The organism is Streptomyces polyasparticus, assembly GCF_014493765.1.
Classification (GTDB): domain Bacteria; phylum Actinomycetota; class Actinomycetes; order Streptomycetales; family Streptomycetaceae; genus Streptomyces; species Streptomyces polyasparticus.
In genome coordinates, this window is sequence record NZ_JACTVJ010000046.1 from 1 (window position 1) to 22,369 (window position 22,369).

Annotated in this window: 15 protein-coding genes and 5 pseudogenes; 13 read left to right on the forward strand and 7 right to left on the reverse strand. The window is 66.0% G+C overall.

All coding sequences use genetic code 11. The features are described from left to right. Positions 1-447 precede the first annotated feature (447 nt). The 9 genes from H9Y04_RS44190 (at position 448) to H9Y04_RS44230 (ending at position 11,781) form a co-directional block, all read left to right on the forward strand. Positions 448-1,305 carry an LCP family protein gene (locus H9Y04_RS44190; RefSeq protein WP_308802047.1) on the forward strand — a complete coding sequence of 286 codons (858 nt, stop codon included), beginning with the start codon at positions 448-450 and terminating at the stop codon, positions 1,303-1,305. A 230-nt stretch (positions 1,306-1,535) separates the two neighbouring features. Next, positions 1,536-3,041 carry a tyrosine-protein kinase domain-containing protein gene (locus H9Y04_RS44195; protein ID WP_187819929.1) on the forward strand — a complete coding sequence of 502 codons (1,506 nt, stop codon included), beginning with the start codon at positions 1,536-1,538 and terminating at the stop codon, positions 3,039-3,041. 4 nt (positions 3,042-3,045) lie between these two features. Continuing rightward, positions 3,046-3,609 carry an arsenate reductase/protein-tyrosine-phosphatase family protein gene (locus H9Y04_RS48520; RefSeq protein ID WP_368858450.1) on the forward strand — a complete coding sequence of 188 codons (564 nt, stop codon included), beginning with the start codon at positions 3,046-3,048 and terminating at the stop codon, positions 3,607-3,609. A gap of 39 nt (positions 3,610-3,648) precedes the next feature. Beyond that, the gene (gene galU / locus H9Y04_RS44205; RefSeq protein ID WP_187819931.1) at positions 3,649-4,572 is read left to right on the forward strand and encodes a UTP--glucose-1-phosphate uridylyltransferase GalU; all 924 of its coding nucleotides are present in this window, start codon (positions 3,649-3,651) and stop codon (positions 4,570-4,572) included. 1,529 nt (positions 4,573-6,101) lie between these two features. Beyond that, positions 6,102-7,583, forward strand: a complete 1,482-nt coding sequence (locus tag H9Y04_RS44210; RefSeq protein WP_187819932.1) for a sugar transferase — start codon at positions 6,102-6,104, stop codon at positions 7,581-7,583. 149 nt (positions 7,584-7,732) lie between these two features. After that, positions 7,733-8,191 carry a hypothetical protein gene (locus tag H9Y04_RS44215; RefSeq protein WP_187819933.1) on the forward strand — a complete coding sequence of 153 codons (459 nt, stop codon included), beginning with the start codon at positions 7,733-7,735 and terminating at the stop codon, positions 8,189-8,191. 202 nt (positions 8,192-8,393) lie between these two features. Continuing rightward, entirely contained in the window at positions 8,394-9,839 is a 1,446-nt protein-coding gene (locus tag H9Y04_RS44220) for a lipopolysaccharide biosynthesis protein (protein WP_187819934.1), read from the forward strand. Next, the gene (locus H9Y04_RS44225; protein ID WP_187819935.1) at positions 9,836-10,924 is read left to right on the forward strand and encodes a polysaccharide pyruvyl transferase family protein; all 1,089 of its coding nucleotides are present in this window, start codon (positions 9,836-9,838) and stop codon (positions 10,922-10,924) included. Before H9Y04_RS44220 ends, H9Y04_RS44225 begins: the two co-directional genes overlap by 4 nt. Then, entirely contained in the window at positions 10,921-11,781 is an 861-nt protein-coding gene (locus tag H9Y04_RS44230; protein ID WP_187819936.1) for a glycosyltransferase family 2 protein, read from the forward strand. The genes H9Y04_RS44225 and H9Y04_RS44230 overlap by 4 nt, the downstream gene beginning before the upstream one ends. 589 nt (positions 11,782-12,370) lie before the next feature. Here H9Y04_RS44230 and H9Y04_RS47290 read toward each other — a convergent pair. From H9Y04_RS47290 to H9Y04_RS46345, 4 genes and pseudogenes are all read right to left on the reverse strand, one after another. After that, positions 12,371-12,667, reverse strand: a pseudogene (locus H9Y04_RS47290) (integrase core domain-containing protein); the annotation flags it as partial. 21 nt (positions 12,668-12,688) lie between these two features. Then, a pseudogene (locus H9Y04_RS44240) lies at positions 12,689-14,072 on the reverse strand (IS30 family transposase); the annotation flags it as partial. A gap of 61 nt (positions 14,073-14,133) precedes the next feature. Continuing rightward, positions 14,134-14,724 (reverse strand): annotated as a pseudogene (locus tag H9Y04_RS44245) (IS3 family transposase); the annotation flags it as partial. Positions 14,725-14,729: 5 nt separating this feature from the next. Beyond that, the gene (locus tag H9Y04_RS46345) at positions 14,730-15,035 is read right to left on the reverse strand and encodes a transposase (protein ID WP_214662252.1); all 306 of its coding nucleotides are present in this window, start codon (positions 15,033-15,035) and stop codon (positions 14,730-14,732) included. A gap of 442 nt (positions 15,036-15,477) precedes the next feature. On the opposite strand from H9Y04_RS46345, the gene H9Y04_RS44250 reads away from it, so the two are divergent. Together H9Y04_RS44250 and H9Y04_RS48525 are read left to right on the forward strand one after the other, a co-directional pair. Then, positions 15,478-16,164 (forward strand): S1 family peptidase, encoded by a 687-nt coding sequence (locus tag H9Y04_RS44250; RefSeq protein WP_187819937.1) that lies wholly within the window; start codon positions 15,478-15,480, stop codon positions 16,162-16,164. A 567-nt stretch (positions 16,165-16,731) separates the two neighbouring features. Next, positions 16,732-16,860, forward strand: coding sequence for a hypothetical protein (locus H9Y04_RS48525; RefSeq protein WP_368858451.1), 129 nt, complete (start codon positions 16,732-16,734; stop codon positions 16,858-16,860). Positions 16,861-17,110: 250 nt separating this feature from the next. Here the strand turns inward: H9Y04_RS48525 and H9Y04_RS44260 are convergent. From H9Y04_RS44260 to H9Y04_RS44270, 3 genes and pseudogenes are all read right to left on the reverse strand, one after another. Next, positions 17,111-17,458: pseudogene (locus H9Y04_RS44260) on the reverse strand (transposase); the annotation flags it as partial. Next, positions 17,352-17,591 carry a helix-turn-helix domain-containing protein gene (locus H9Y04_RS47300; protein WP_308802048.1) on the reverse strand — a complete coding sequence of 80 codons (240 nt, stop codon included), beginning with the start codon at positions 17,589-17,591 and terminating at the stop codon, positions 17,352-17,354. The pseudogene H9Y04_RS44260 and the gene H9Y04_RS47300, both read right to left, overlap by 107 nt. A 48-nt stretch (positions 17,592-17,639) precedes the next feature. Continuing rightward, a pseudogene (locus H9Y04_RS44270) lies at positions 17,640-18,879 on the reverse strand (IS256 family transposase). A gap of 615 nt (positions 18,880-19,494) precedes the next feature. On the opposite strand from H9Y04_RS44270, the gene H9Y04_RS44275 reads away from it, so the two are divergent. Further along, the gene (locus H9Y04_RS44275; protein ID WP_187819939.1) at positions 19,495-21,420 is read left to right on the forward strand and encodes a M60 family metallopeptidase; all 1,926 of its coding nucleotides are present in this window, start codon (positions 19,495-19,497) and stop codon (positions 21,418-21,420) included. A 280-nt stretch (positions 21,421-21,700) separates the two neighbouring features. Next, positions 21,701-22,069, forward strand: coding sequence for a hypothetical protein (locus H9Y04_RS47305; RefSeq protein ID WP_236072208.1), 369 nt, complete (start codon positions 21,701-21,703; stop codon positions 22,067-22,069). Positions 22,070-22,369 lie beyond the last annotated feature (300 nt).

Sequence of the window (22,369 nt, forward strand, 5' to 3'; positions counted from 1 at the left end):
ACCATCTACCTCGCCGGACTCCACATCGCCGCCATCTTCATCTGGTCAGCAACATGATCCGAAAGAGACGACCTAAGGGCTATGCGCAGCCAGAGCCCTTGAGCGTGCAAGCACAGGGATTCCGAGGGGCGGCCGTGCAGTGATCAACTTGTTCGGGATGCTGTCATCTTTTGCCGTACGGGCCTCGGAGATTTGGTGCCTAGCCTGTGCAAGTGGCGACCAACCTGTCGCCTTGCGCAGCTCCGACCAGGGAGAGAAACACCGGCCATGGCTACCGATTCGGCCGAACTCAAGCAGGCCTCCGACCGCCCCGTTCCTCGGAGGCCTCGCGCCCGCAAGGTCCTCCTCGCAGCGTTTTGCCTACTAGCAGTGGGAATCCTGTTGGCAGCGGGAATGGGATGGTGGACCGTTTCGCACTACCTCGGGAAGGTCCATCGGATCCCGAGCGTGTTCCCGACGGACGTCCCTGCTGAGGCCCAGCCTGAACCGGGCAAGGGGGGGCAAAACTTCCTCCTTGCCGGCGTCGACTCACGTTCGTCCCTCCCGACCACCGGTGAGCAGGCCACAGGCGACTTGTGGAAGCCCGGTGCCCAGCGCAGCGACACGATGATGCTGGTACATCTGCCCGCGGACCACTCCGCGGCTTACTTCGTTTCTCTGCCGCGTGACTCATGGGTCTATATCCCGGGTCACGGCAAGGCGAAGCTCAACGCGGCGTTCTCCTGGGGCGGGCCGCCCCTCCTGATCGACACGGTTCAGCGCCTGACTAACCTCAAAGTGGACCACTTCGCTGTGCTCGACTGGGATGGTTTCAAGAAGCTGACCAACGAGCTAGGGGGTGTAGACATCCCGTTGGCCGATGGCGAGAAGCGTCATATGAACGGGGAGGAAGCGCTCGGGTACGTCCGTGAGCGCTACTCTCTCGCGCGCGGAGACCTCGACCGAACACACCGTCAGCAGAACTTCTTGCGTGCGGTGTTCGCCAAGACGCTCTCGAAGGCGACGCTCAGCGACCCTTTCGCGGCCAAGGCTCTACTCGACAAGGTGACAGCGAGCGTAAGCGTCGACGATCAACTCTCCAACAGCGATCTGCGGGATCTCGCGTGGGCGCATCGAAACCTGCGCGTCCACGACATGGAGTTCATGAACGCGCCCACGAGCGGTACCGGCACTGTTCAGGGTCAGTCAGTCGTCAACCTTGACCGGTCGGCCGGGGAGCGCCTGTGGCAGGCGATCCGAGACGATGACATGGCCGCCTATCTGGCGGAGAACGAGACGGACAGCCTGACGGTCAGCCCGCGCTGAACAGGGGAATCCCCGGTCCCGCTACCGCACCGCGAGGTCATACGTCCTCCGTGGTGATGCGCCTTCGGCATATCGCGACAAGCAGCCCACTACCGCGCTTTGTGTCCGATGGTGCCGTGAAATCAGCCTTTGGCTTACCTCCAGGGCTGCTGATCCGACGACGATTGATCAAGCCATCCCCGACCCGCCACGCCCGCACCGTGGCTCAGCCCCGATTCCAAGGCCCACTCATGTCCCTGTATCCCGAGCGCGAGCGCTCCCCGCTTGACGCGCCCGCCGGAGCATCTTCCGGAGCCCCAGCCACGCTGTGGTCCTATCTGCGGCTCGCGCGCAGGCGCTGGTTGTTCCTTTCTATCGGTTCGGTCGTCGGTGCGAGCCTGGCCTTCGGCTGGTCGATTCGGCAGGAGCCCGTCTATCAGGCACAAGCCGAGGTGTTCGTCTCCGTTGTAGGCGAAGGCTCGGCGGGCGATCTCGCACAGGGCAGCACGTTCACCGAACGGCGGGTGACGTCGTACGGAGACCTCGTCTCGACCTCACGCGTGCTGGAGTCCGTGGCCAAGGATCTGGACATATCGCTGGCCGAGGTGCGCGCGGCTGTTACAGCCACCACTCCCCAGGGAAGCGTCCTCGTAGTCATCGCCGCGAAGCATCACGGGGCGGGCCGTGCCGCGGCAATCGCCAACGCGACCGCCGACTCCCTCGTGAAGACCGTGAACGCCATTGAGAGGCCCGACGGCAAGGGGAAGAGCCAACTCCGCCTGACTGTGGTTCAGAAGGCCGAGCAGCCCCAGGCTCCGGTCTCGCCGAAGCCGGTCCGGGACGCGGCACTCGGCTTCGGCTTCGGTCTCGTCGTCGGCCTCCTCGCTGCTGTCGCACGGGAACGGCTCAACACCCGCGTCCGCGGCGAGGAGGACATCGCTCACATCACCACGCTTCCCATCCTGGGGCGAACCCAACAGGCGAAGTCCGACTCGGGCGAGGTGCTGCTCTCGCTGGAGGGCGAATCATTTAGCGCCCGCGCCGAGAGCTATCGACAGTTGCGGACGAACCTGCTCTTCACCAGCCCGGACGAGCGGGTCCGCAGTCTGACCGTGACATCCTCCATCCCCGGTGAGGGCAAGAGCACCACAGCGATCAACCTGGCGATGGTCTGCGCCCAGGGCGGCTCGCGTGTCCTGCTCGTCGATGCGGATCTTCGCCGCCCGCGGGTCGCCCACTACCTCGGCCTGGAGGACGCGGTTGGTTTGACGACCGTGCTGGCCGGTCGCGTCGAGGTCGCCGACGCGATCCAACCGTGGGGCGCGGACGGGCATCTATCGATCATGGCGTCCGGCCTCATACCGCCCAACCCGAGCGAGCTGCTCGCCTCCGAATCGATGCGCTGCCTGATAGCCGTCCTTGAGCGGGAGTTCGATTTGGTGATCTTCGACGCGCCACCGCTCGTCCCGGTCACAGATCCCGCTGTCCTGGGCTCGGAGACTTCCGCGGTCTGCCTGGTCGTGGGTCTGGACGAGAGCCCTCGTTACAGCCAACTGCGCGGTGCCCTGGCGGCGTTGCAGAGTGTCGGTGCACGTACCGTCGGCCTGACGGTCAATGGAGGTAAGAAGGGGCTGGACGCGCAGGCGTACTACGACTACTCGTCTCGTTCCGAGCGCCGCAGCGCCGGCGCTAAGCCATCCCGATTGAAGCGCGGCGGGCATCGGGGTCGGGGCAAAGCCGCCCGGCAGGGAGCGTAACGTGGTGCGGATCCTAGTCGTCTGCACTGGCAACATCTGCCGGTCTCCTTTCGCCGAGCAACTGTTGCGCCATCGATTCCCTCCCCTCGGCTCACAGAGACCCCTCGCGGAGTTCAGTAGCGCTGGAACCCACTCAGCCAGCGGACAGGACATGAGCCCCGAGGCAGCTTCGCGCCTGCAGGCACTCGGGGTCCCGGTCACGCCGCACAAGGCTAGGCAGCTGACTTCCCAACTACTCGCCGATACTGACCTCGTTCTATGTATGGCCCGGGAACATCGGCACTGGGTCGTGGAGCACTCGCCTGGACACTTGCGGCGTGCATTCACGCTGCGTGAAATTGCGACGCTCCTCGAGCATGCCCCCGACGTAGCACTGCCCAGGGACCCGGCTGACCGGCTCCTCCGGTTGAGCGCTCTGGCCGCGGCCGCCCGGCCCGCCGTTCGGATGCGGGATCCCCGGACTTACGAAGTCGCCGACCCGTTCGGCCGCGATGACCGGGCATTCGACCTCATGTCCGACGAGATCGTGCCGGCAGTCGACTCACTCGTCTCTTTCCTCACTCGCTGACTCGTCATACTTCCGCGCACGAACTACTGGAACAGACACATGAGACCCACCTTCGCCCCCTCGCGCACCCCGTCACATCGCGCTATCAAGGCCGTGATCCCTGCCGCTGGCCTCGGGACCCGGTTCCTCCCGGCTACGAAGGCGACGCCGAAAGAGATGCTGCCCGTAGTCGACAAGCCAGCCATCCAGTACGTCGTGGAAGAAGCTGTTGAGGCCGGACTCTCAGACGTATTGATGGTCACGGGACGAAACAAGCGTGCCCTGGAGGACCACTTCGACAGTAACTACGAGCTGGAGTCGGCCCTCAAGCGCAAGGGAGACACCGACCGTCTTGCGCGGGTTCAGGAGTCCAGCGCTCTGGCCGACCTGCACTACGTGCGCCAAGGCGACCCGCGTGGCCTTGGCCACGCCGTGCTGTGCGCCGAGCAGCACGTCGCGAACCAGCCGTTCGCGGTCCTGCTCGGCGACGATCTGATCGATCCACGCGACCAACTGCTCCGGCGCATGGTGGAGGTTCAGGAACAGAAGGGCGGCAGTGTGATAGCCCTGATGGAGGTCGACCCCGCCGACATCCACATGTACGGCTGCGCGGCGATCAAGAGGACCACCGAAGACGCCGTCGTCACCATCACCGGCCTGGTGGAGAAGCCTGCCGCAGGCGAAGCGCCGAGCACCTACGCGGTCATCGGCCGCTATGTTCTGGACCCCGCTGTCTTCGACGTACTACGCACCACGCGACCGGGACGCGGTGGCGAGATCCAGCTGACCGATGCCTTGCAGGAGCTGGTCTGTGACGAGAACCTCGGAGGCCCGGTCCACGGCATCGTCTTCCGCGGTCGCCGTTATGACACCGGCGACCGGGGCGACTACTTGCGCGCCATCGTCCGGCTTGCGTGCGAGCGGCCGGATCTGGGGCCCGACTTTCAGGCCTGGCTGCGCGACTTCGTCCGCGAAATGGCGTAGGCCGCATCCGGTACATCACCCGTTCCGATTCCTCAGGTCATCCAATGCCATTGAAATGTTGACGGAATAGCGCCTCGTGTCAACCAATGGCGGGACCTTTCTGGGCGCTTGGCCTGCAATCTGAATACGAAGCCTGTCGGTTACCCCTTCAAAGCGCCCCCTCTTCACCAGGATCTAGGAGCAGTGCATCGTGCCCCAGGCACACGATCCCAGCGGTCGCCCGATTATCCTGATGATGCAGCACAGCGCGCGAGTCGCGGAGGCGGAGATCTTCCTATCTCGCGTCGCGCCGTTGATGACCCAGTACGGGCCTGTCGTCGTATCCGGGGAGGGCGGGCCGATGCGGGACGTTCTCGAGGAGCAGGGCGTCAGCGACGACTTCGTACCCCTCCCGGGCAGCCTCACCTCTTATCGGGCTCGCGCTGCGGCACTCGCGGTCATCGTGCCCAGTGCCGGGGCAATACCTGCTCTACTGAAGCAGGTTGCTGCAAGTATCCGCAGGTGTAACGCGGTTGCCGTCGATACCCACTCGACCAAGGCGCATGTGCCCGATGCTGCTACAACACGAGCCGACCGAGTTCCGCACGCGCACGACCACCTGCGCCGACTCGTTGGTCACCCCAACGCGGTGCTGCTGCGCACCGCGGCCCGGGGTGTACGTGTCGTCGTCGCCAACTCCTGGTCCACTCCGACCGCAGTTCCGGACGGCGCCCACCATCATGTGATCCCCGGACCCGTGCCTTCTCTGATTTCCGATGCGGGCAACGAACGGCACGGGCGTCAGACCGGGGACCCCTTCATGTTCGGCGTCGCGGGTCGGCTTACTGAACGGGACGGTCAGCACCTCGCCCTGCAGGCGTTCGCCGGTCCTCCGGCTCGCCGGGCGCGTCTTGGCCCGCCGCGGCGAGATCGTCGCCGCCGTCAGCCCCATCGAGGCCGACCTGTCCCGTCGGCCGCGCCTTGCCCAGCACGTGGACTTCGTCCCACATGCCCTGCCCCGACCCCAGTCCGGCAGCACCCCCTGGCCGTTCACGGAGGGTGCCGTGGCCACCGCAGGCTGGAGCTGCCCGCAGAAGGTCCCTCGACTCTTGGCGGCGGCACGGGTCCAGGCGGATGGTCCCCGCTGGGGGTGACTCGGTGACGCCGACGCCGAGCGGATCTGGAGGCGGCGGGTGTCACGCTCACCGGCCGGCTCTCTCGCGAAGGGGTGATCGCGGCAGGGGACGGAGTGGGTCTGAGCGTGCACACAGCGGCCTGGGGGGCGGGGGTTCCGCTGTCTTTGCTGGAGGCCGTCACCCTAGGTATCCCCGTAGTCACCTGTGGCGCCCAGGCCCTGCGCAGCATGAACTGCTCAGGCCTCGTCGAAACGCCGCAGCAGCTGGGCGACGCCGTCGCTCGATTGACCGGACCCGGGGCAACTGCCTCACGGGCGGAGCGGATCGAACAGGCCGCCCACGCACTGGGGGAGTGCACCGATCACACCACCGAACCCCGTCCGACGCTGGGGCACCCAACGAGGAGAATCTCCGATGACACTGCTGCACACTCGTGTGGAGGAACATTCCCGCGCAGCAGGTGCGGCCCGTCGCGAGCAGCACCGTCGGCACCAGAGCCGAGCCCAGAGGATCCGCCGTCATCGCACCTGGGTCGCTGTGGCGGACACTGCTGTGGTGTGTTCCGCGAGCGGCGGCGCCGTTCTGACAGCCACTCCGGCCCACGGCATGGCGGAAAACCTCACCCTGACAGCGCTCCTGGCCGTCATTTGGCTGTGGCTCTTGGGTAGATCCGGCAGCAGAGGGCGGGCGGCACTGGCTTCGCCCACTCATGAGGCCCGACGCGTCCTGCGAGCCACCGGTTTCGCTTTCGCGAGTTTCGCGAGCGGCGTCGTGCTGCTCGGCGTCGGAGGCGGCATGAGGAACTTCGTCCTGGGCGTTCTCGCGTTCGGTGTCCCGCTGCTCGTCGGTGAGCGTGCCCTACTCAGGTCAGTGCGCGGTCGGCTCGTCGGCAGCAGCGGGGCGCAGTGCATCATCCTCGGCTCCCGTTCCGATGCTGAGTACGTCGCCGCTCGGATCCAAGACGAGCCAGGCGTGGGATTCGAAGTGGTGGGCGTGGCGGTACAGGGCATGGCTACCGGTCATGCGCTTACAGTTGGCGGCCAGACCCTCCCGGTGCTCTGTCAGCCCCAGGAGGTCGCGCAGGTGGCTCACGCCCGGCAGGTGGACAGCGTCATCGTTGCCGGGGATGTCCGCGGGGGCCGGGAGTTCGTCCAGCAGCTCGCCTGGAGCCTCGAGGAATCGGCCATCGAGTTCGTTGCGGCCACCCCGCTGGCTCACGTGTCGAGCCGCCGGCTCCACGTGGCCTCCGTCGACGGCCTCCCCCTCGCTCGGCTGGCCGACCGGCACTCGCGCCGATTGCGCAGGAGCGCCAAGCGATGCCTAGACGTGTGCGTCGCCGTGCCCGCCCTGCTGTGTGCCCTTCCGGTGATCGCAGTTCTGGCCATTCTGGTCAAGGCTGAAGACCGGGGTCCGTGCTTCTTCCGGCAGGTGCGGGTGGGCCGCGGGGGCCGGGAATTTCGGATGGCGAAGCTCCGCAGCATGGCAGTGGACGCGGAAGCCCGGCTCACGGAACTCACTGTGCACAACGAAGGCGCGGGACCGCTGTTCAAGATGGCGCGTGATCCTCGTGTGACCCGTATCGGGGTCCTGCTGCGCAAGTTCTCCCTGGATGAACTGCCTCAACTCTGGAACGTACTGCGCGGCGACATGAGCCTCGTGGGGCCGCGCCCGGCCTTGCCCCGCGAGGTAGCGGAGTACGAGCCGACCGCCCATCGTCGGCTTCTCGTCAAGCCGGGCATAACTGGGCTGTGGCAGGTCAGCGGTCGATCCGATCTGTCCTGGGAGCGAGGCGTGCGGCTCGACCTCTGGTACGTCGACAACTGGTCAATTGCTGTAGACGCCGCGATCCTGCTCCGGACCGTCCAAACCGTCCTTCGTCCGAACGGCGCCTACTGACCGACGGACGTCGTCAACCTTTGGATGTCCTCGTCAACTTATTCCTCTAGGAATGAGCCAAGTCGACATTGACTATGGAAGCAGTGTGCGGATCACAGCCGCGCACCAGGGCTCATCCGGCCCAACTGTCATCCTCCGAAGGAAACGTAATGAATCGCGGTCACTCCGCCCTCGCCGCCGCTGTGCTGGCTGGCTCCCTCGCTCTCGGACTCTCCGCGTGTGGCGATTCCGGCTCTGCCGATTCCGCCACGCCCGAGACCTCCAGCACCCCGTCTAAGGCCGCCTCGGACAAGCCGTCGACCCCCGCGACCGCACCGTACAAGCTCCCGAAGAAGAGCACCGTGTGCAAGGACGGCAAGGCCACTGTCACAGACAGTGGTTCCGAGGTGACCATCGACGGCGACTGTGGCACGGTACACGTCAAGTCAAACGACAGCATCGTGAAGGTCAAGGGCGCAATCAAGACTCTCATCATCGACGGCGCCCTCAACGACGTCACGGCCAAGATGGTTGGCAAGGTGACCATCAACAGTGACGCCAACTCCGTCAACTCCGACAACAAGCCTGACGTCACCGACAAGGGCAAGCAGAACGAGTACAAGAAGTAGATTCACGGATCTCGGCGCCCCAAGGCACAGAGCCATGACACTACTCGATACCCGAAGCGAGCCAGCCTCGGCTCGGAGTGATTCAGCGCGACATCACCGCCGTACTCGTGGCGGCCGGGGCCGGCATCGACGGTCCAGGACGGTGCGTCAGGCCGACTGGCGCGGAAATGCCCCGGGAGCGAGTGCAGTCGTTCGTGGCGGCGTGATCACAGCCTCCGGCACCTGGGTCCGTTTCGTCATCCAGCTCGCCACGGTTGTACTCGTCGCCCGTCTGCTTGGACCCGAACAGTACGGGTTCGCCGCCATCGTGCTCGTCTACGCGGCGGGCGCGGAACTGCTGCGAGTATCCGGCCTGTCGCTCGTCGTGGTCCAGCGAGCCAGTCTCCCTCAGGCCGTGGTGTCGAGCCTGCACTACCTGAGCATCAGCGCGGGACTCCTGATAACAGTGGTGCTCGTCGCCGCCGGGCCTTGGCTCGCTGCGGTTCTATCAGTACCCGGACATACATCCGAACTGACCCTGCTGGCAATCCTCTTCGCCCTCGCCAGTAGCGCGGCCGTGCCAGCCGCGCTACTGGCGCGCAACCTCGTCTTCGGACGGCTGGCAGCCGTGGAACTCATGGCCGCGCTGGCTGGCTCGGGAGGAGCGATCGCGCTCTCAGTGGCTGGTGCTGGAAGGACAGCATTGGTCGTCCAGGCCCTGGTCTTCGCGCTGCTCCAATGCGGGGGGACGCTGCTGTCCTGCCCATGGCGGCCGGGCCGCCCGGCTCCTTGGCATGACGTGTGCGAGCACATGGGGTTCGCTGCGAACGTCTCGGCCGTCCAATTGCTCAATTACGTGACCCGTAGCTTCGACAAGATCCTGGTCGGGGCCTTCGCGGGGCCTGCCGCCGCTGGCCTTTACACTCAGGCGAGCCAGCTCCTCGTACTCCCACTGGAACAGGTCAGCGGTCCGCTCCAGCGAGTCGCCATTCCCGCGTTCAGCCGGGTACACGCGAGCCGGGACCGGTTTCGCCGCTCGTACCGCACGGTGGTAACCGTTGTCGGCTACGTCCTGTGGCCTACCTTCGTCACCCTCGCCGTTCTCGCCGACGGTATCGTGCGCGTCCTGTTCGGTCCTGCCTGGGCGGAGGCCGCGAGTCTGTTCCGAATTCTGGCGATCGCGGGTTTCGGGCAAACCCTCGGCTACGTCACCTCGTGGGTTTTCGTGGCCACCGACCAGGTCTCGCGGCAGAGCGCGTGGGCTTTCGCCAGCCGTCCCATCCAACTGTTCTCACTCCTCGCAGGGGTGCCCTGGGGTGTGCGTGGCATGGCGCTCGCATATGCCCTGACCTCCGTTGGTATGGTCTTGCCCGCGTTCTTGCTGGCGCGAGCCAGAGCTGGACTCCGTGTCATGGACCTCTTCGCGCCCGTGCTCTGGCCGGGTGTCGTCGCGCTCACCGTCGCGGCCTCCCTCACCACTGCTCGCGGCATCGTCGATCCAGCGGCGGGTCCGCTGTCGCTGCTGGTCAATCTGGCTGTGGCAGCCCTCGCCGCGGGCACCTGTGCCGTGCTCCTGCCTCCTGTACGGGCGGACATCGCGAGCATTACAGCTCTGCTGCATCGGCGCTCGCCCGCCGCTGCCACCACCACTGTCGGGAAAGAGACATGAACATCAGACGCCACATCATCTATCTGGGCTGGCAGGGTTTCCAGAACTTCGGTGACGACCTGCTGTACGCCACGTGGAAGGTCGCACTCGGCACGCCCCTGCGCATCCAGGCCCCCCTCACTCGGCGTGACTACGCCGCTGCCGCGCCCCGCTTCTTCTCTCAACGCGTCCGTACGCTCTCGGGCGAACGCCTGGTGCTGCTAGGTGGAGGCACAACGGTCGGGTTCGCGAGTTGGGGGGCCCACGCTCGCAACGCAATGACCTACTACGATGCCCACGCACTCGTTGTGGCCGGAGCAGGCGCCGCGTCGTCCGACGACACTTTCGCCCTCGGGCTCCAGCGCACCGACTGGGCGCAGTGGGGCGCACTGCCGAACGTGGCCTTGTTCGGCGTCCGCGGCCCTCTCACCAGCGAGGAGTGCCAGCGCCACTGGCGCCCCGCCCCTGTCATCGGAGATCCCGCGCTCCTGTACACCCGGTACGCGATGCCGCTGCCGACACCAGCCGCCCGGCCGGTAGTCGGTGTGTGTCTCGGGGCCAGCCCGGTGAGCCGGTTCAGCGTGGAAGTCGTTGCCGACGCCATCCGCATCTATTTGGCCGCACACCCTGGCACCACCGTCCGTGTCGTGCAACTCTCGCCGGAGGACGCAGGGGCAGCACACAACCTCGTGAAGGCATTGGGTAACGGGACCAGTGCCGAGATCGTGGCTTACAGCGGCGACGTCCACGGCATGATGCAGGCGATCGCCGGATGTTCACTGCTCCTCTCGGAGCGGCTGCACGGCACGGTGGCGGGTGTTGCTTGCGGTATCCCCACTGTGCCTCTCGCCTACGCCAGCAAGTGTGACGACTTCTGGTTGAGCGTTTCTGGCGAAAGGCCGGCCCTGGGGGTAACGGCGAACAGCCACCTGATTGCCGACGAGCTCGAGAAGGCGACAGAGCCGGGGCGCATTTTCAGCGTCGCATCCCGCACCACCGCCTTGCAGGACCGTCTGGAGTCTGCCGCAGAGCAACTGCGACGCTGGCACGCTGGTCAACAGCCTGCTGTCGGACTCGGCCGATACACAGAGAGGGCCGAGGCGTGAACTCCCCAGGCCGCCTAGCTGTCGTCATCCCGTATGGAGGGGGCTTTGGCCACTTGCGCGACCAGCTAGCCGCACTTGACCGTCAGACCTGGACCGAGCCCTTCGAAGTGATCATCAGCTGGAACCGAGGAACGGAAGACCCAGGCCTGCGATTGGCGGGAGAAGCGTACAGCACGCGTATGCGCGTCATGGTTGTGAACGCGACGGGCGCACCCGGTCCCAGCTACGCACGGAATGTTGGATGGCGCTCGACCGACGCCGAGTTGATCCTCTTCTGCGATGCGGACGACGTCGCCGACCCCGGCTGGATGAAGGCCATGGCAGAGGGTCTGTCGCAGTCGGCGATTGTCTGTGGAGTGCTGTCGTACGGACTGCTCAATGAGGAGTGGCTGGCGAGTCTCTTCTCCACCGGGCGCACCGAGCTACCCGTCCGGTTTCGGCACCTTCCTTACGCGCCCAGCTGCAACCTCGGTCTCAGCCGTGATCTCCTCATACGACTGGACGGATTTGACGAGAGCCTGTTGTGCGGTGAGGACGCCGATTTGTGTTGGCGCGCCGCGTATGAGGGCGCTTTGCTGGTCTGTGCGCGAGAGGCCCGCATGGAATACAGGCTCCGCTCCACTCCGCGGGCACTGTTCCGCCAGAGCTTCCAGTACAGTCGCTACGATATTCCGCTCTACAGGCGCCACCGGGACCGGGGCGCCCGCTGGACGCCAGCCGACATCGGCCGTGACCTCCTCGCCGCAGCCAAGGCAGTGACACTCGTTCCCCTGGGGCGAAGCCATCGGGCGCGAGCCATGATGCGCTGCGGCGCCGTGCTCGGGATGCTGCGCGGGAGTCTGTCCCGCCACTCATGAGCACCTGCACGCGCTCCTGACGCACCGCGAGTCCGGCCGCTACGGCTCACACCCTGTGGAAGAACAGGTGCCGGGGTGGCCAGCGCGTCTCGTCTGGCCCCCGGTGACACCGTTGGTGCGGCGTCCCGTGGGGTTGGCGTGCCCGGCGACGGCGACGAATTGGGCGCGGCAGATGCGTTCGGCGATGGATAGACCCAGTCCAGCGTCCTCGCCGGGAGCATGGTGGCGTTTTGTGCCGGGTTGGTAAAGTTCGACGAGTCGGGGACCGCTTTCGGACGGCACGAGCTGGCCGATATTGGTCAGTTCAATGCAAGTCCGGGCCTATACGGACACGGACGTCGCCGCTGGCATGGTTGTAACAGATCGCGTTGGTGCGAAGTTGTGCACGAGGTGCTCGAGCGGGACAGGGGCGCCGGTCACGGCCAAGGTCTGTGGCGAGATTCCGACGATGACCTCAGTGCTGTCGGCCTGGGCTTCCCCCTCAACGGCAGGTCCCCGTTCGCCTCGACAAGGTGCCACGAGGGACGGGTACCACCGCCGGACGGTGTCGGACGTGCCGGTCGACGGCCGCCCAGCTGGACACGTCTTGTGCCGCTTGTGTCAGGGTAGTTGATGGTTCTTGAAGTGCTGTTTCGTAGGCGATCGGGCTGCGTTGGCCGAGGCGGGAGTGGCGCCGTCGGGTGTTGTATCGGCCGGACCAGCGGAACGTGTCGAGGCGGGCTTGGCGGGCTGTCGGCCATGCCTTCGCGCCCTTGAGTGTCTTCCTCTTCAGCGACGCGTTGAAGCTTTCCGCGGCGGCGTTGTCCGCGGAGCTCCCGACGGCGCTCATGCTCCTCCTCACCCCTGCTGACCTGCAGGCTTCGGCGAACGCGGCGGATGTGTATTGCTCAGGTTCAAGGGGGGGCATTGCAACATTGGTTCTCTGCAGTGAGAGTAGATGCTCGTTGAGGGCTTCTGAGGGAGTTCTCCATCCGAGTGTCTTGCGGGACGGCCGTTCAGGGCAGCGGCGACGGCGTCAAGGTCGTTGCGGCTGTGCCGGGATAGATCAGTGCCCTTGGGAAAGTACTGCCGCAGCAGGCCGTTGGTGTTCTCGTTGGTGCCGCGCTGCCAGGGACTGTGGGGGTCGGCGAAGTAGATCTGCAGGCCGGTATCGATGCGGAGTTGGGCGCGCTGGGCCATCTCCGCGCCCTGGCCCCAGGTGAGCGACTTGCGGAGCTGTCCGGGCAGGGTCGTGATCGTGGCGGCGACGGCATCACGTACGGCCTCGGCTCCGTGACCGGCCAGTGGCGGGCCGTTCTTGACCCTGGGGCCGTCGCCGTGACCGGGCATTGGCGGCAGATGCAGCAGCATCGTGAAGCGAGTGGTTCGCTCGACCAGGGTGCCGATCGCGGACCGGTTCAGGCCGATGATGAGATCGCCTTCCCAGTGCCTGGGAACCGCGCGGTCCTCCGCCTCGGCGGGCCGCTGGCCGATCTTGACCTCGTCGGTGACGAACTTCTTGCCCCGGCCGCGGGTGCGGGCCCGCGGAACGCGCAAGGCCCGGCCGGTGCGCAGGCAGGCCACCAACTCGCAGCGCAGACCGCCGCGTCCCTGAATGTAGAGGGCTTGATAGATCGCCTCGTGCGAGATGCGCATCGACTCATCATGGGGGAAGTCGAGCGGGAGGCGGCGGGCGATCTACTCCGGGCTCCACGAAGTGGCCCATCGCCGGTCCTTGCGGGGACCGTGTCTTCTCCCGATCCAGCGGGTTTCGGGACCGGAAACCTGGCTGCCGTCCGGTGCGGTCACAGTGCCGGCGAGCCGGTCCTGCACGTAGGCCTGGAGCCTCTCATTGGCGGCGAGTTTGGAGGTCTTGGGACGCAGGGCCTGCCGGTCGGCATGCCACTGCGCGACCGAGGCCCGGTAGTCCAAACGGCCTCCGCGCGTCGCCGCGTTGCGCCGCAACTCCCGCGAAATCGTCGACGGCGAACGGCCGATACGGCGGGCAATCTCCCGAACTCCGCGCCCCTTCGCCCGCAGCACCGCGATCTCCTCGCGCTCGGCGAACGACAGATAGCGGCCGGACGGCTCATCAAGGCTGATCGGCGGCATGCCGCCACCCTCACGAAACCACCGTGACCCCAACGGCATCGACACACCGCACGCCACTGCTGCGGCCTCGCTGGGCAGGCCTCGGCGATCTTCCGCCAGAACTGCTGCTGTTCCTTCCGCCGGTTGACAGGCGGCCGTCCCGGTGACCGCAGCGGTGGACGACCCGCCTGAATCGCTGCCCGAGCCCTTCCTTGGGCCACAACACTCTCCTCCACGATGGAGGTGTTGCGACGACCAGTTGAATCCGCCCTCCGATCCGCGGTCCGAGTGTGCGATGCAGCCGCTCTTGAGGGCGCCGCGGCCGGCAGCCATTGTCAGCGCGTCGACGACCAGGCTTGCGCGGTGATGATCGGCCATCGCGTACCCGATCACTTCGCGGGTGGCCAGATCGATGACCGTGGCCAGATACCACCAGCCCGCAAGGGTGGGCAGGTACGTGATGTCGGACACCAGCTTCGTGCCGGGCTCGGCGGCGGTGAAGTCGCGTCCGACCAGGTCAGGAGCCGGGGCAGCCTTACTGTCCTGCTTGGTCAGGGACCATCGCCAACGGCGGGTGATCCCGCGGATGCCGCGCTCGCGCATGAGCCGCGCGACCTTCTTGCGGTTGATCCGTCGCCCCGCACGCCGCAGTGCGGCATGGACACGCGGGACGCCGTAGGCGCCCCGGGACTTGCCGTGGATCTCGCCGGCCAACTCCTCATCCGCCCGTGCCCGTTCGGACGCCGCGGGGCGCGCGGCCAGCCAGGCATAGTAGGTGGAACGGTGCAGGCCAAGCGCCCGGCACAGCAGGCTGATGCTGTATCCGCCGGCCCTGTCTGTTTCGGCCCTCTCCTCGTGGACGAAGCGACACAGGACGTCTACTTCGCCGCCTTCTGCGCGAAGAGGGCCGCGGCTTTTACCAGGATCTCGTTGGTCTGCTCCACCTTGCGGACGCGGCGCCGCAGCGCGACGAGCTCCTCGCGCTCGGCGGTGGTCAGCGCACCCGGCGCTCCCTCGCCCCGGTCGGTCTTCGCCTGGTTCACCCAGGCCCGCACACTCTCGGGGCTCACGCCCAGATCCCGGGCCACCGCGGTCGGCGTCCGCCCGGAGGAACGGACCAGCTCCACCGCGTCCCGGTTGAACTCGGGCGTGTACCTGTTGTTCGTACTGCTCTTCTTACGCACTACCTGGACTGCTTGCTCCGGAACCCATATGCCCCAGTATCAACCTGTCCAGATCAAGGGGTGAACTTCAAATGGGGGCAAACCCCACCACATAGGAAAACGTCTAAGTAGCAGTGCAAGTCGGGTAGTCGGGCATGAACACCGCCGGCTGGCCAGGGTCGGCCTCCTGGAACCGGTTGCGGGCGCCGAAGCGGCAAGACTAGAGATAAGCGGTGTCTTGTTTGCGCCCATGCACATAGGAAGGCCTGCTATTCAAGATGGCCTGCTTCGCAACGATCATCGTGCGGAGTGATGGCCAGCCCTCAGGCGTGAAGTTCACGAACCGCAGGGCCCTTCACCGAATACAGGAGAAGCACCGTTGTATAAGTCTGGCCGCGCCATAGCAGCCTTCCGAAAGCAGCCCGTGATACGTGTTCGCAAGTGGGCGGTGGCACTGACTGCAGTGAGCGCCACTCTCCTGGCTGCCACCTCAGCCCAGGCCATTGAGGGCGGCAGTGATGTGGAAACCCCCCTGCCCTGGATGACGTCCCTGCAAGACGAAGCGGGGCACTTCTGCGGCGGCACTCTTGTCGACTCACAGTGGGTCCTCACTGCCGCTCACTGTGTTATGAAGCGCGACGAGGGAATCGTTCTTCCCTCTCAGCTTAGGATCGGAAGCCTGAACGCATCCGACGGCGGGACTCTCGCCAAGGCCGACGCAGCTTACCCCCATCCCACCGCGCATTGGGGTAACGGGGTGGAAGGCACCGACCTGGCCCTGATCAAACTCGACAAGCCCGTGACAAACCAGCCTGCCACGCTCAACACACAGACCCCGAGCATCAACACATCGCTGCGCATGCTCGGCTGGGGATATACGAGCGACGATGATACGGAGACCCCCGAACACCTGCAGGGGCTCACTCTCCCCCTGACTGACACTGTCGACGATGGGCTGAGGTTCACAACTGACGGGCCAGGGCTCAGAAACGCCGACTCTGGTGGCCCCCTCCTCATCGAAGACATTCGAGGATGGCAACTCGCGGGCACCGCCAAGAGCATAGCCGTCACGTCCGACGACCGATACACAAGCACATACACCGACACGTCGAAATACCTTGACTGGATCGGGGACACCATCAACAGCTGATCAAACCTCTCCTTTCGTCTCAGGCTCTCAATCGAAGCGCCTCCCGGAACCGCCGCCGTGGGGCGCTTCGCCGCTTCGGGAATTCCAAGCGTCCCCTCACTGGACCGCCGTCCTCCAACTCGTCCCCAAGACCTTCGCCCAGGCGTTTCTCGAGGCCCCCTAGCTCGCCGCCCCAGTCCACCGTAGGTATGGCCGCGTTGCTCACCGCCTGACCGGCATGGCCTTCCCGATTCGGGCCGACCGGTCCCGGCAGGCACTGCCGAGCAGCTCGCGATAGCGGCATCGAGGCTTGGGCTACCGACGGGGCTGTCTTGTTCTTGGGTCTTACAAGATTTTCGTAGCCGTTGATCAGGCTGAGGGTTCTGGTGCCTGACATGCCTGGGTTCGGGCAGGCTGGTCGCGTGTGATGTCGAACTGTCCGAACTGCTACCGCAGTTGGCGAACGTGCAGGTCGAATGGGTGCGCATCGGAGCGGACCTGATCCGGATCGCGGCTTACACCCTGGACGGGATCGCGTGTGCCTGTCCGGAGTGCGGTTGCCTGTCGTCGTGGGTGCACTCGCGGTACGTGCGGCACGTCGCCGATGAGGCGGTCGGCGGCAGACCGGTGGTGATCGACCTCTCGGTGCGGCGGTTGTATTGCGAGAACCCGGCCTGCTCGAAGGTGACGTTCGTCGAGCGCGGCTTGCTCCCTTGACCAGCCTGGCCAAGGCCATCCGCGAGGACCAGCCAGCGGTCGACCAGGGCATCACCACCCCGTTCAACTTCGGCGTCAACGAAGGCCGGATCACAGACCGCGCCGGCGTCCCCCTTCTCCACCCACCGCGTCGTGCTCATGGCCCACCTCAGACGACGCCTCGAATGGCGGAGCGTCACCGGCACACGGAGGCTCGGACCTTCTTCACCGAGGTCCTGCCAGGGACACATCAGGTTGTACGCAGACATCATCCGAGCATGTCCGCGACGACGTTCAGCTGGGTGCGGACGGTGGCGGCGGTGGTCTGCGTGAAGATCGTGCGGATGGTGGCGGCGACCATCTCGGCCGAGCCGTTGCGGATCGCGGCCACCAGCCCGCAGTGCGAGTCCGAGATCACCAGCTGGACGTGTTCCAGGCCACGGGCCCGAAGCGACCGCAGGAACGTGATCCAGAACGGCTTCGGCTCGCTGGTGCCGACCTTCCCCAAGCTCTCAACTTCCTTCGAGCAGGGGAGACTCCACTGCCCGAGGATCTCGCGGTGCCCACTGGCGGAGATCCCGGTGGCGATGATCACGGCCTGCGAGACGATCCAGTGATTCGCAGCACGCGGACCGCCACCGTTGCACGGACCGGACACTGACCCGCAGCTCCTTCGCGATCACGGAGTACGAATCACCCTGGCCAAACCACTCCGGAGTACGAATCACCCTGGCCAAACCACTCAGGGTCACGTCCGCGGGAGTGGTGTATCGACGGCCACTCGGTGATCCAATTTCAGGTTAGGCAGTGAGTTCGGTCGGCTGGGCGAGATTGTCGGATTCTCCGTCGATCGGGTGGAGTCGGGCCTTGGCCAGGAGTTCGCGGCTCATGTAGCGGCGGGCCTCGGTCCATTCGTCGTTCTGCTCGGCCAAAACGGCGCCGACCAAGCGGATCACGGCGGTGCGGTCGGGGAAGATGCCGACCACGTCGGTGCGGCGGCGGATCTCCTTGTTCAGCCGTTCCTGTGGATTGTTGGACCAGATCTGCCGCCAGATCTCGCGTGGGAACACGGCGAACGCCAGCAGGTCTGCCTGAGCGGTGTCCAAGTGGGCTGCGGCCTTGGGGAACTTGGCCTCCAGGGCGTCCAGGACGTGACTCATCTGGGCTTGGACCGCATCCGCGTCGGGCTGTTCGAAGATGGTTCGCAGCAGCGTGGCGACCCAGGGCTGGGCCGACTTGGGGACCTGGGAGAGCAGGTTGCGGGCGTAGTGGGTGCGGCATCGCTGCCACGATGCGCCGGGCAGGACCGCGCCGATGGCTTCCACCAGCCCGGCGTGCGCATCGGAGGTGACGAGCTGAACGCCGGACAGGCCGCGGGCGATCAGCGAGCGCAGGAAGGCGAGCCAGCCGGCCCCGTCCTCGGCGGTGGCGACGTCGATGCCGAGGATCTCGCGGTGCCCGTCGGTGTTGACGCCGACCGCGATCAGCGCGTGGATGTTGATGATGCGGCCGCCCTTCGCGGACCTTCTGGGTCAGTGCGTCGACCCAGATGAAGGAGTACGGGCTGGCGTCCAGTGGCCGGTTGCGGAACGCTTCGACCTGCCCGTCCAGGTGCTTGGCCATCGCGCTGACCTGCGACTTCGACAGCTGAGTCACCCCGAGACTCGCGGCGAGCTTCTCCACCCTGCGCGTGCTGACACCGAGTAGGTAGGCGGTGGCGACCACGCTGATGAGGGCCTGCTCGGCCCGGCGACGGCGCTCGAGCAGCCAGGTCGGGAAGTAACTCCCGGCGCGCAGCTTGGGAATGGCCAGTTCGACGGTGCCGGCCCTCGTGTCCCACTCCCGAGTCCGGTAGCCGTTGCGGTGGTTGACGCGTTCGTCGCTGACCTGCCCGTATTCGGCGCCGCACTGGGCGTCGGCCTCCGCCGACATGAGCGCGTCGGCGAACGTCTTGACCACCGCGCGCAGCAGGTCTGGACTCGCCGCGGCGAGATTGTCTTCAGCAAGGCTGTGCAGGGGCACACTGTCAGGTGCGGTCATCGTGCTGATCTCCTTCGTGACTCGACATCTCGAAGATCAGCCGGTGGCCGTTCGTCTATGCAGGCACCCACCAGAACCAGGAGCAAACCCCCAGATTAGGTGGAACCCGTACACCACTTCGCAGGACGCAACCCCACTCAGCCGCGAGGAATCTAAGACCGTCACGGAACTCCTGCCGCACATCCGTCAGCGCGTCGCCGTGTGCGTACCTCATGACAACAGCGCACCGCGAGAATCAAGGTCTATCAGCGGCTACGACTCCATGAACCCCAGCTCAGTAGTCCCGTGCGGTCCCGCCTTGAATCAACACTCTTCTGTCATCGGTTGATTGCAGTGGTAGCCGGGACGCCGCACTGCTGGAGTGCTATCGCCCTCGGGGCTGTGTGCTTCTCCTTCCTCATGCTCTCCACGATGGAAATCCCGTCGGGCCAGAGAGCCTGATCTCGCATGCCCGGCAAAGTGGGGCAAGCCCTCAAGCTCTCAAGGCCAAGGCGAGGCTGACCATCCAGGTCATCAACTTTCAATGCCAGGCGGCCACCATTCGTGGACATGTTCGGCGACTCCTAGCGGCGACACTGCTGGGAACCCTGCATTGCCCATGTATCAGGAGAACCCATGTCGGCCCTCAGGCCCACACTACTGTTCGTACTGTCCGCCAGCGTTGTCCTCGGCGGTCTGAGCCTGGCCTCCTCCGCTGGAGCCGCCGACACGGCCGCCGAGGGCGCGACCGCCACGTTTGCCCAGACTCAGGACTGGGGCGGCGGTTACCAAGGCGAGTTCACGATCTCCAATGGCGGCTCCGCCTCCATGAAGACCTGGAAGCTCGAATTCGACCTTCCGCAAGGCGCGGAGTTGACCTCGCTGTGGTCCGGCGACCACAAGGTAGACGGCCGACACGTCACCGTGACCAGTCCGTCGTGGGCGGCGGCTCTGGCCCCCGGATCCTCGGTGTCCGTCGGACTCGTGGTCGCCAAGAGCTCGGCCGAACCGGAACAGTGCGCTCTCGATGGCGCTCCGTGTGACGGAGGTGCCGGTGAGCTCCCCGACACCGAGGCGCCGACCGCGCCGGACCTTGAGGTCCCCACCGTCGGTGGGGACGGCGTGCACCTCACGTGGAAGCCGTCGATGGACAACGTCGGGGTGACCGGTTACCAGGTCATGCGGGATGGTGTCGAGGCACCCGTCGCCACCACGACCAGCACGCAGGCTGTCCTCACGGACCTCAAGCCGGGCGAGACCCTCACTCTCGCGGTGCGCGCAGTCGATGCGGCGGGGAATACGTCCGCCGCCGGCGCCTCGCAGACCGTGACGGTACCGACCGAAGGCACTACGTTCACGTTGAAGGGTGAGGGGGGAGTCAGCGACGAGCGCAGCCGCGTTGGCACGTTCCGGCAGTCCAGCGACAACCACTCCACAGGCCTCTACCTGCCCGCAGGGGCACAGCTCAAGGTCACGGTGGAGAATGCCGTCGGCACGCCGTACCTGTTCATCGGCGCCCCCGACACCGACCCAGACACGACGTACACCAAGCCGCGAACCCACCAGCTCAAGGCGGGCGAGAGCACCATCACCGACGCGGGTGGCGGCATGCTCTACCTGGCCCTCAGCGGCGCGGGCAACTCCGCCGAGGTCACCATCGGCGACACGGCGGTGAAGGCCCCGCGCTTCGTACTCGGCGTCACGACCCCCGCCGAGTACCGAGACATGCTCGACGAGCGCGCCGAGTCCCCGCAGGCCGAGCTTGTGTCCGAGCACGCAATCGTCACGGTGGACCGTGCGAGCGCGCTGAAGCATCGCGACGCTGATCAGGACGAGCTGATGGCGCTGTACGAGCGTCTGATGGCTTCGCATAACTCCGTCAACGGCCTCGACGGCTCGTCCACCCGGCACGAGCGCTCGACACTGCGCGGTCACTTCACTCTCGGCAATTATCGGGAAGTAGGCAGTGCCTACGCCACGCATCGATACATGACCTTCGGGGCGAAGCACGGATACGCCCAGGAGCTGCTGACGCCGGCGGGCCTCAGGGGCTCGTGGGGCATCGCCCACGAGCTCGGCCACCAGAACCAGATGATCGGATACCTGCCGGACAACAGCGCGCTCAATGAAGTCACTGTCAACATGTATTCATTGGCGTTTCAGCGGGAGATGGGGCTGCCGTCCCGACTTCTCAAGCCTGGCAGCGACGGCACGACCTTCTGGGACCGTGCCCTGGACAAGCTTGATAGCGGTGTGACCTGGGACAACATGGGGCTGTGGGAGCGCCTGTGCATGTTCGAGCAGTTGCGGCTGGCCTATGGCGACGACTTTTGGCCCGCTGTGCACAAGGACATACGTGAGAATGTCCGGGCCAGCGCCTACCGCCCCACGCCTGAGGTTGCGTACAAGAACCTTGCCTACTACGCCAGCAAGGCTGCCGGTCACAATTTGCTGGGCTTCTTCGCTGACTGGGGTCTTCCGCTGAACGTGGAGGCCACCACCGCGGTCGAGCAGCTCGGCCTGCCTGACCCGGACGTCGATGTGGCCAGCCTCCACGAGTAGCGGCAAACACGTTTGAAATCATCCTTATGGTCGGGCCCGATCCGAGCTGCCAAGGAGCTTGGGCTCGGCTCGGGCCTGAACGAGTGCGAGCGCTGTTGACTGATCAACGCGGAGATCGGTCAACTCGCTGTGCTGCACCGCCACTACCTGAAGGTGAACGTCAGAACCCTTCGCGAATCCGATGACCTTGTAGCGGTCTCTTGATCGTCTTGCTTGTGGAGGGGCGGGCGGGGCAGATTCTGCGCCGTTCATGTCTCCCAGCCGGCAGGGAGATCGGTTCGTGTCGCATCTGACCCGTGACAAGGTCGTTGACGAGTGGCTTGCCGAGGCCGAGTTGGCGGTGCGGGCCGCGCGGGAGGTCGTCGCGGCTGCCGAGCGGGAACTTCAGGCAGCGCAGAGGTTTCCCAAGTGGCGTCCGGAAGCCGACCTTTCGCTGCTGCCTCGGGACTACCCGAAGACCGCGCAGGCGGTGAAGGACGCCGGGCTGGCGGGGATCCGAGCGATCGAGGTGCACCGGCTCCTGGGCCGGCCGGACACGGACGGCTCGCGGCAGAACGTGCGCAACCGGCTGCAGCGCCTCTCCCGGAAGGGCTGGCTGCGGTTGGTGAGCCGTGGTGTCTATGGCTGGGCCGGGACGTCGGCGGCCTGATCCCCGCGGCGGCGACGCGGCCGGCCATGATGCGGATCATCGCCCACTTCATCATCGCCTCGTGCACGACGGGCAGGTACTCGTAATCCCTGGCCAGACGGCGCGAGTTGACCAGCCACGCCAGGCTGCGCTCCACGATCCACCTGCGCCTGAGCGAGACGAGCCCCTTCGCCTCGTCGGGACGGCGGACGATCTCCACGTCCAGGCCCAGCACGGCCCAGGCCTAGGCCGTTTCCTTCGGATCATCTGATCGTTGGTCTGGTGTGTCGCTGACTGACGCGCAGTGGGCGCGGATCGAGC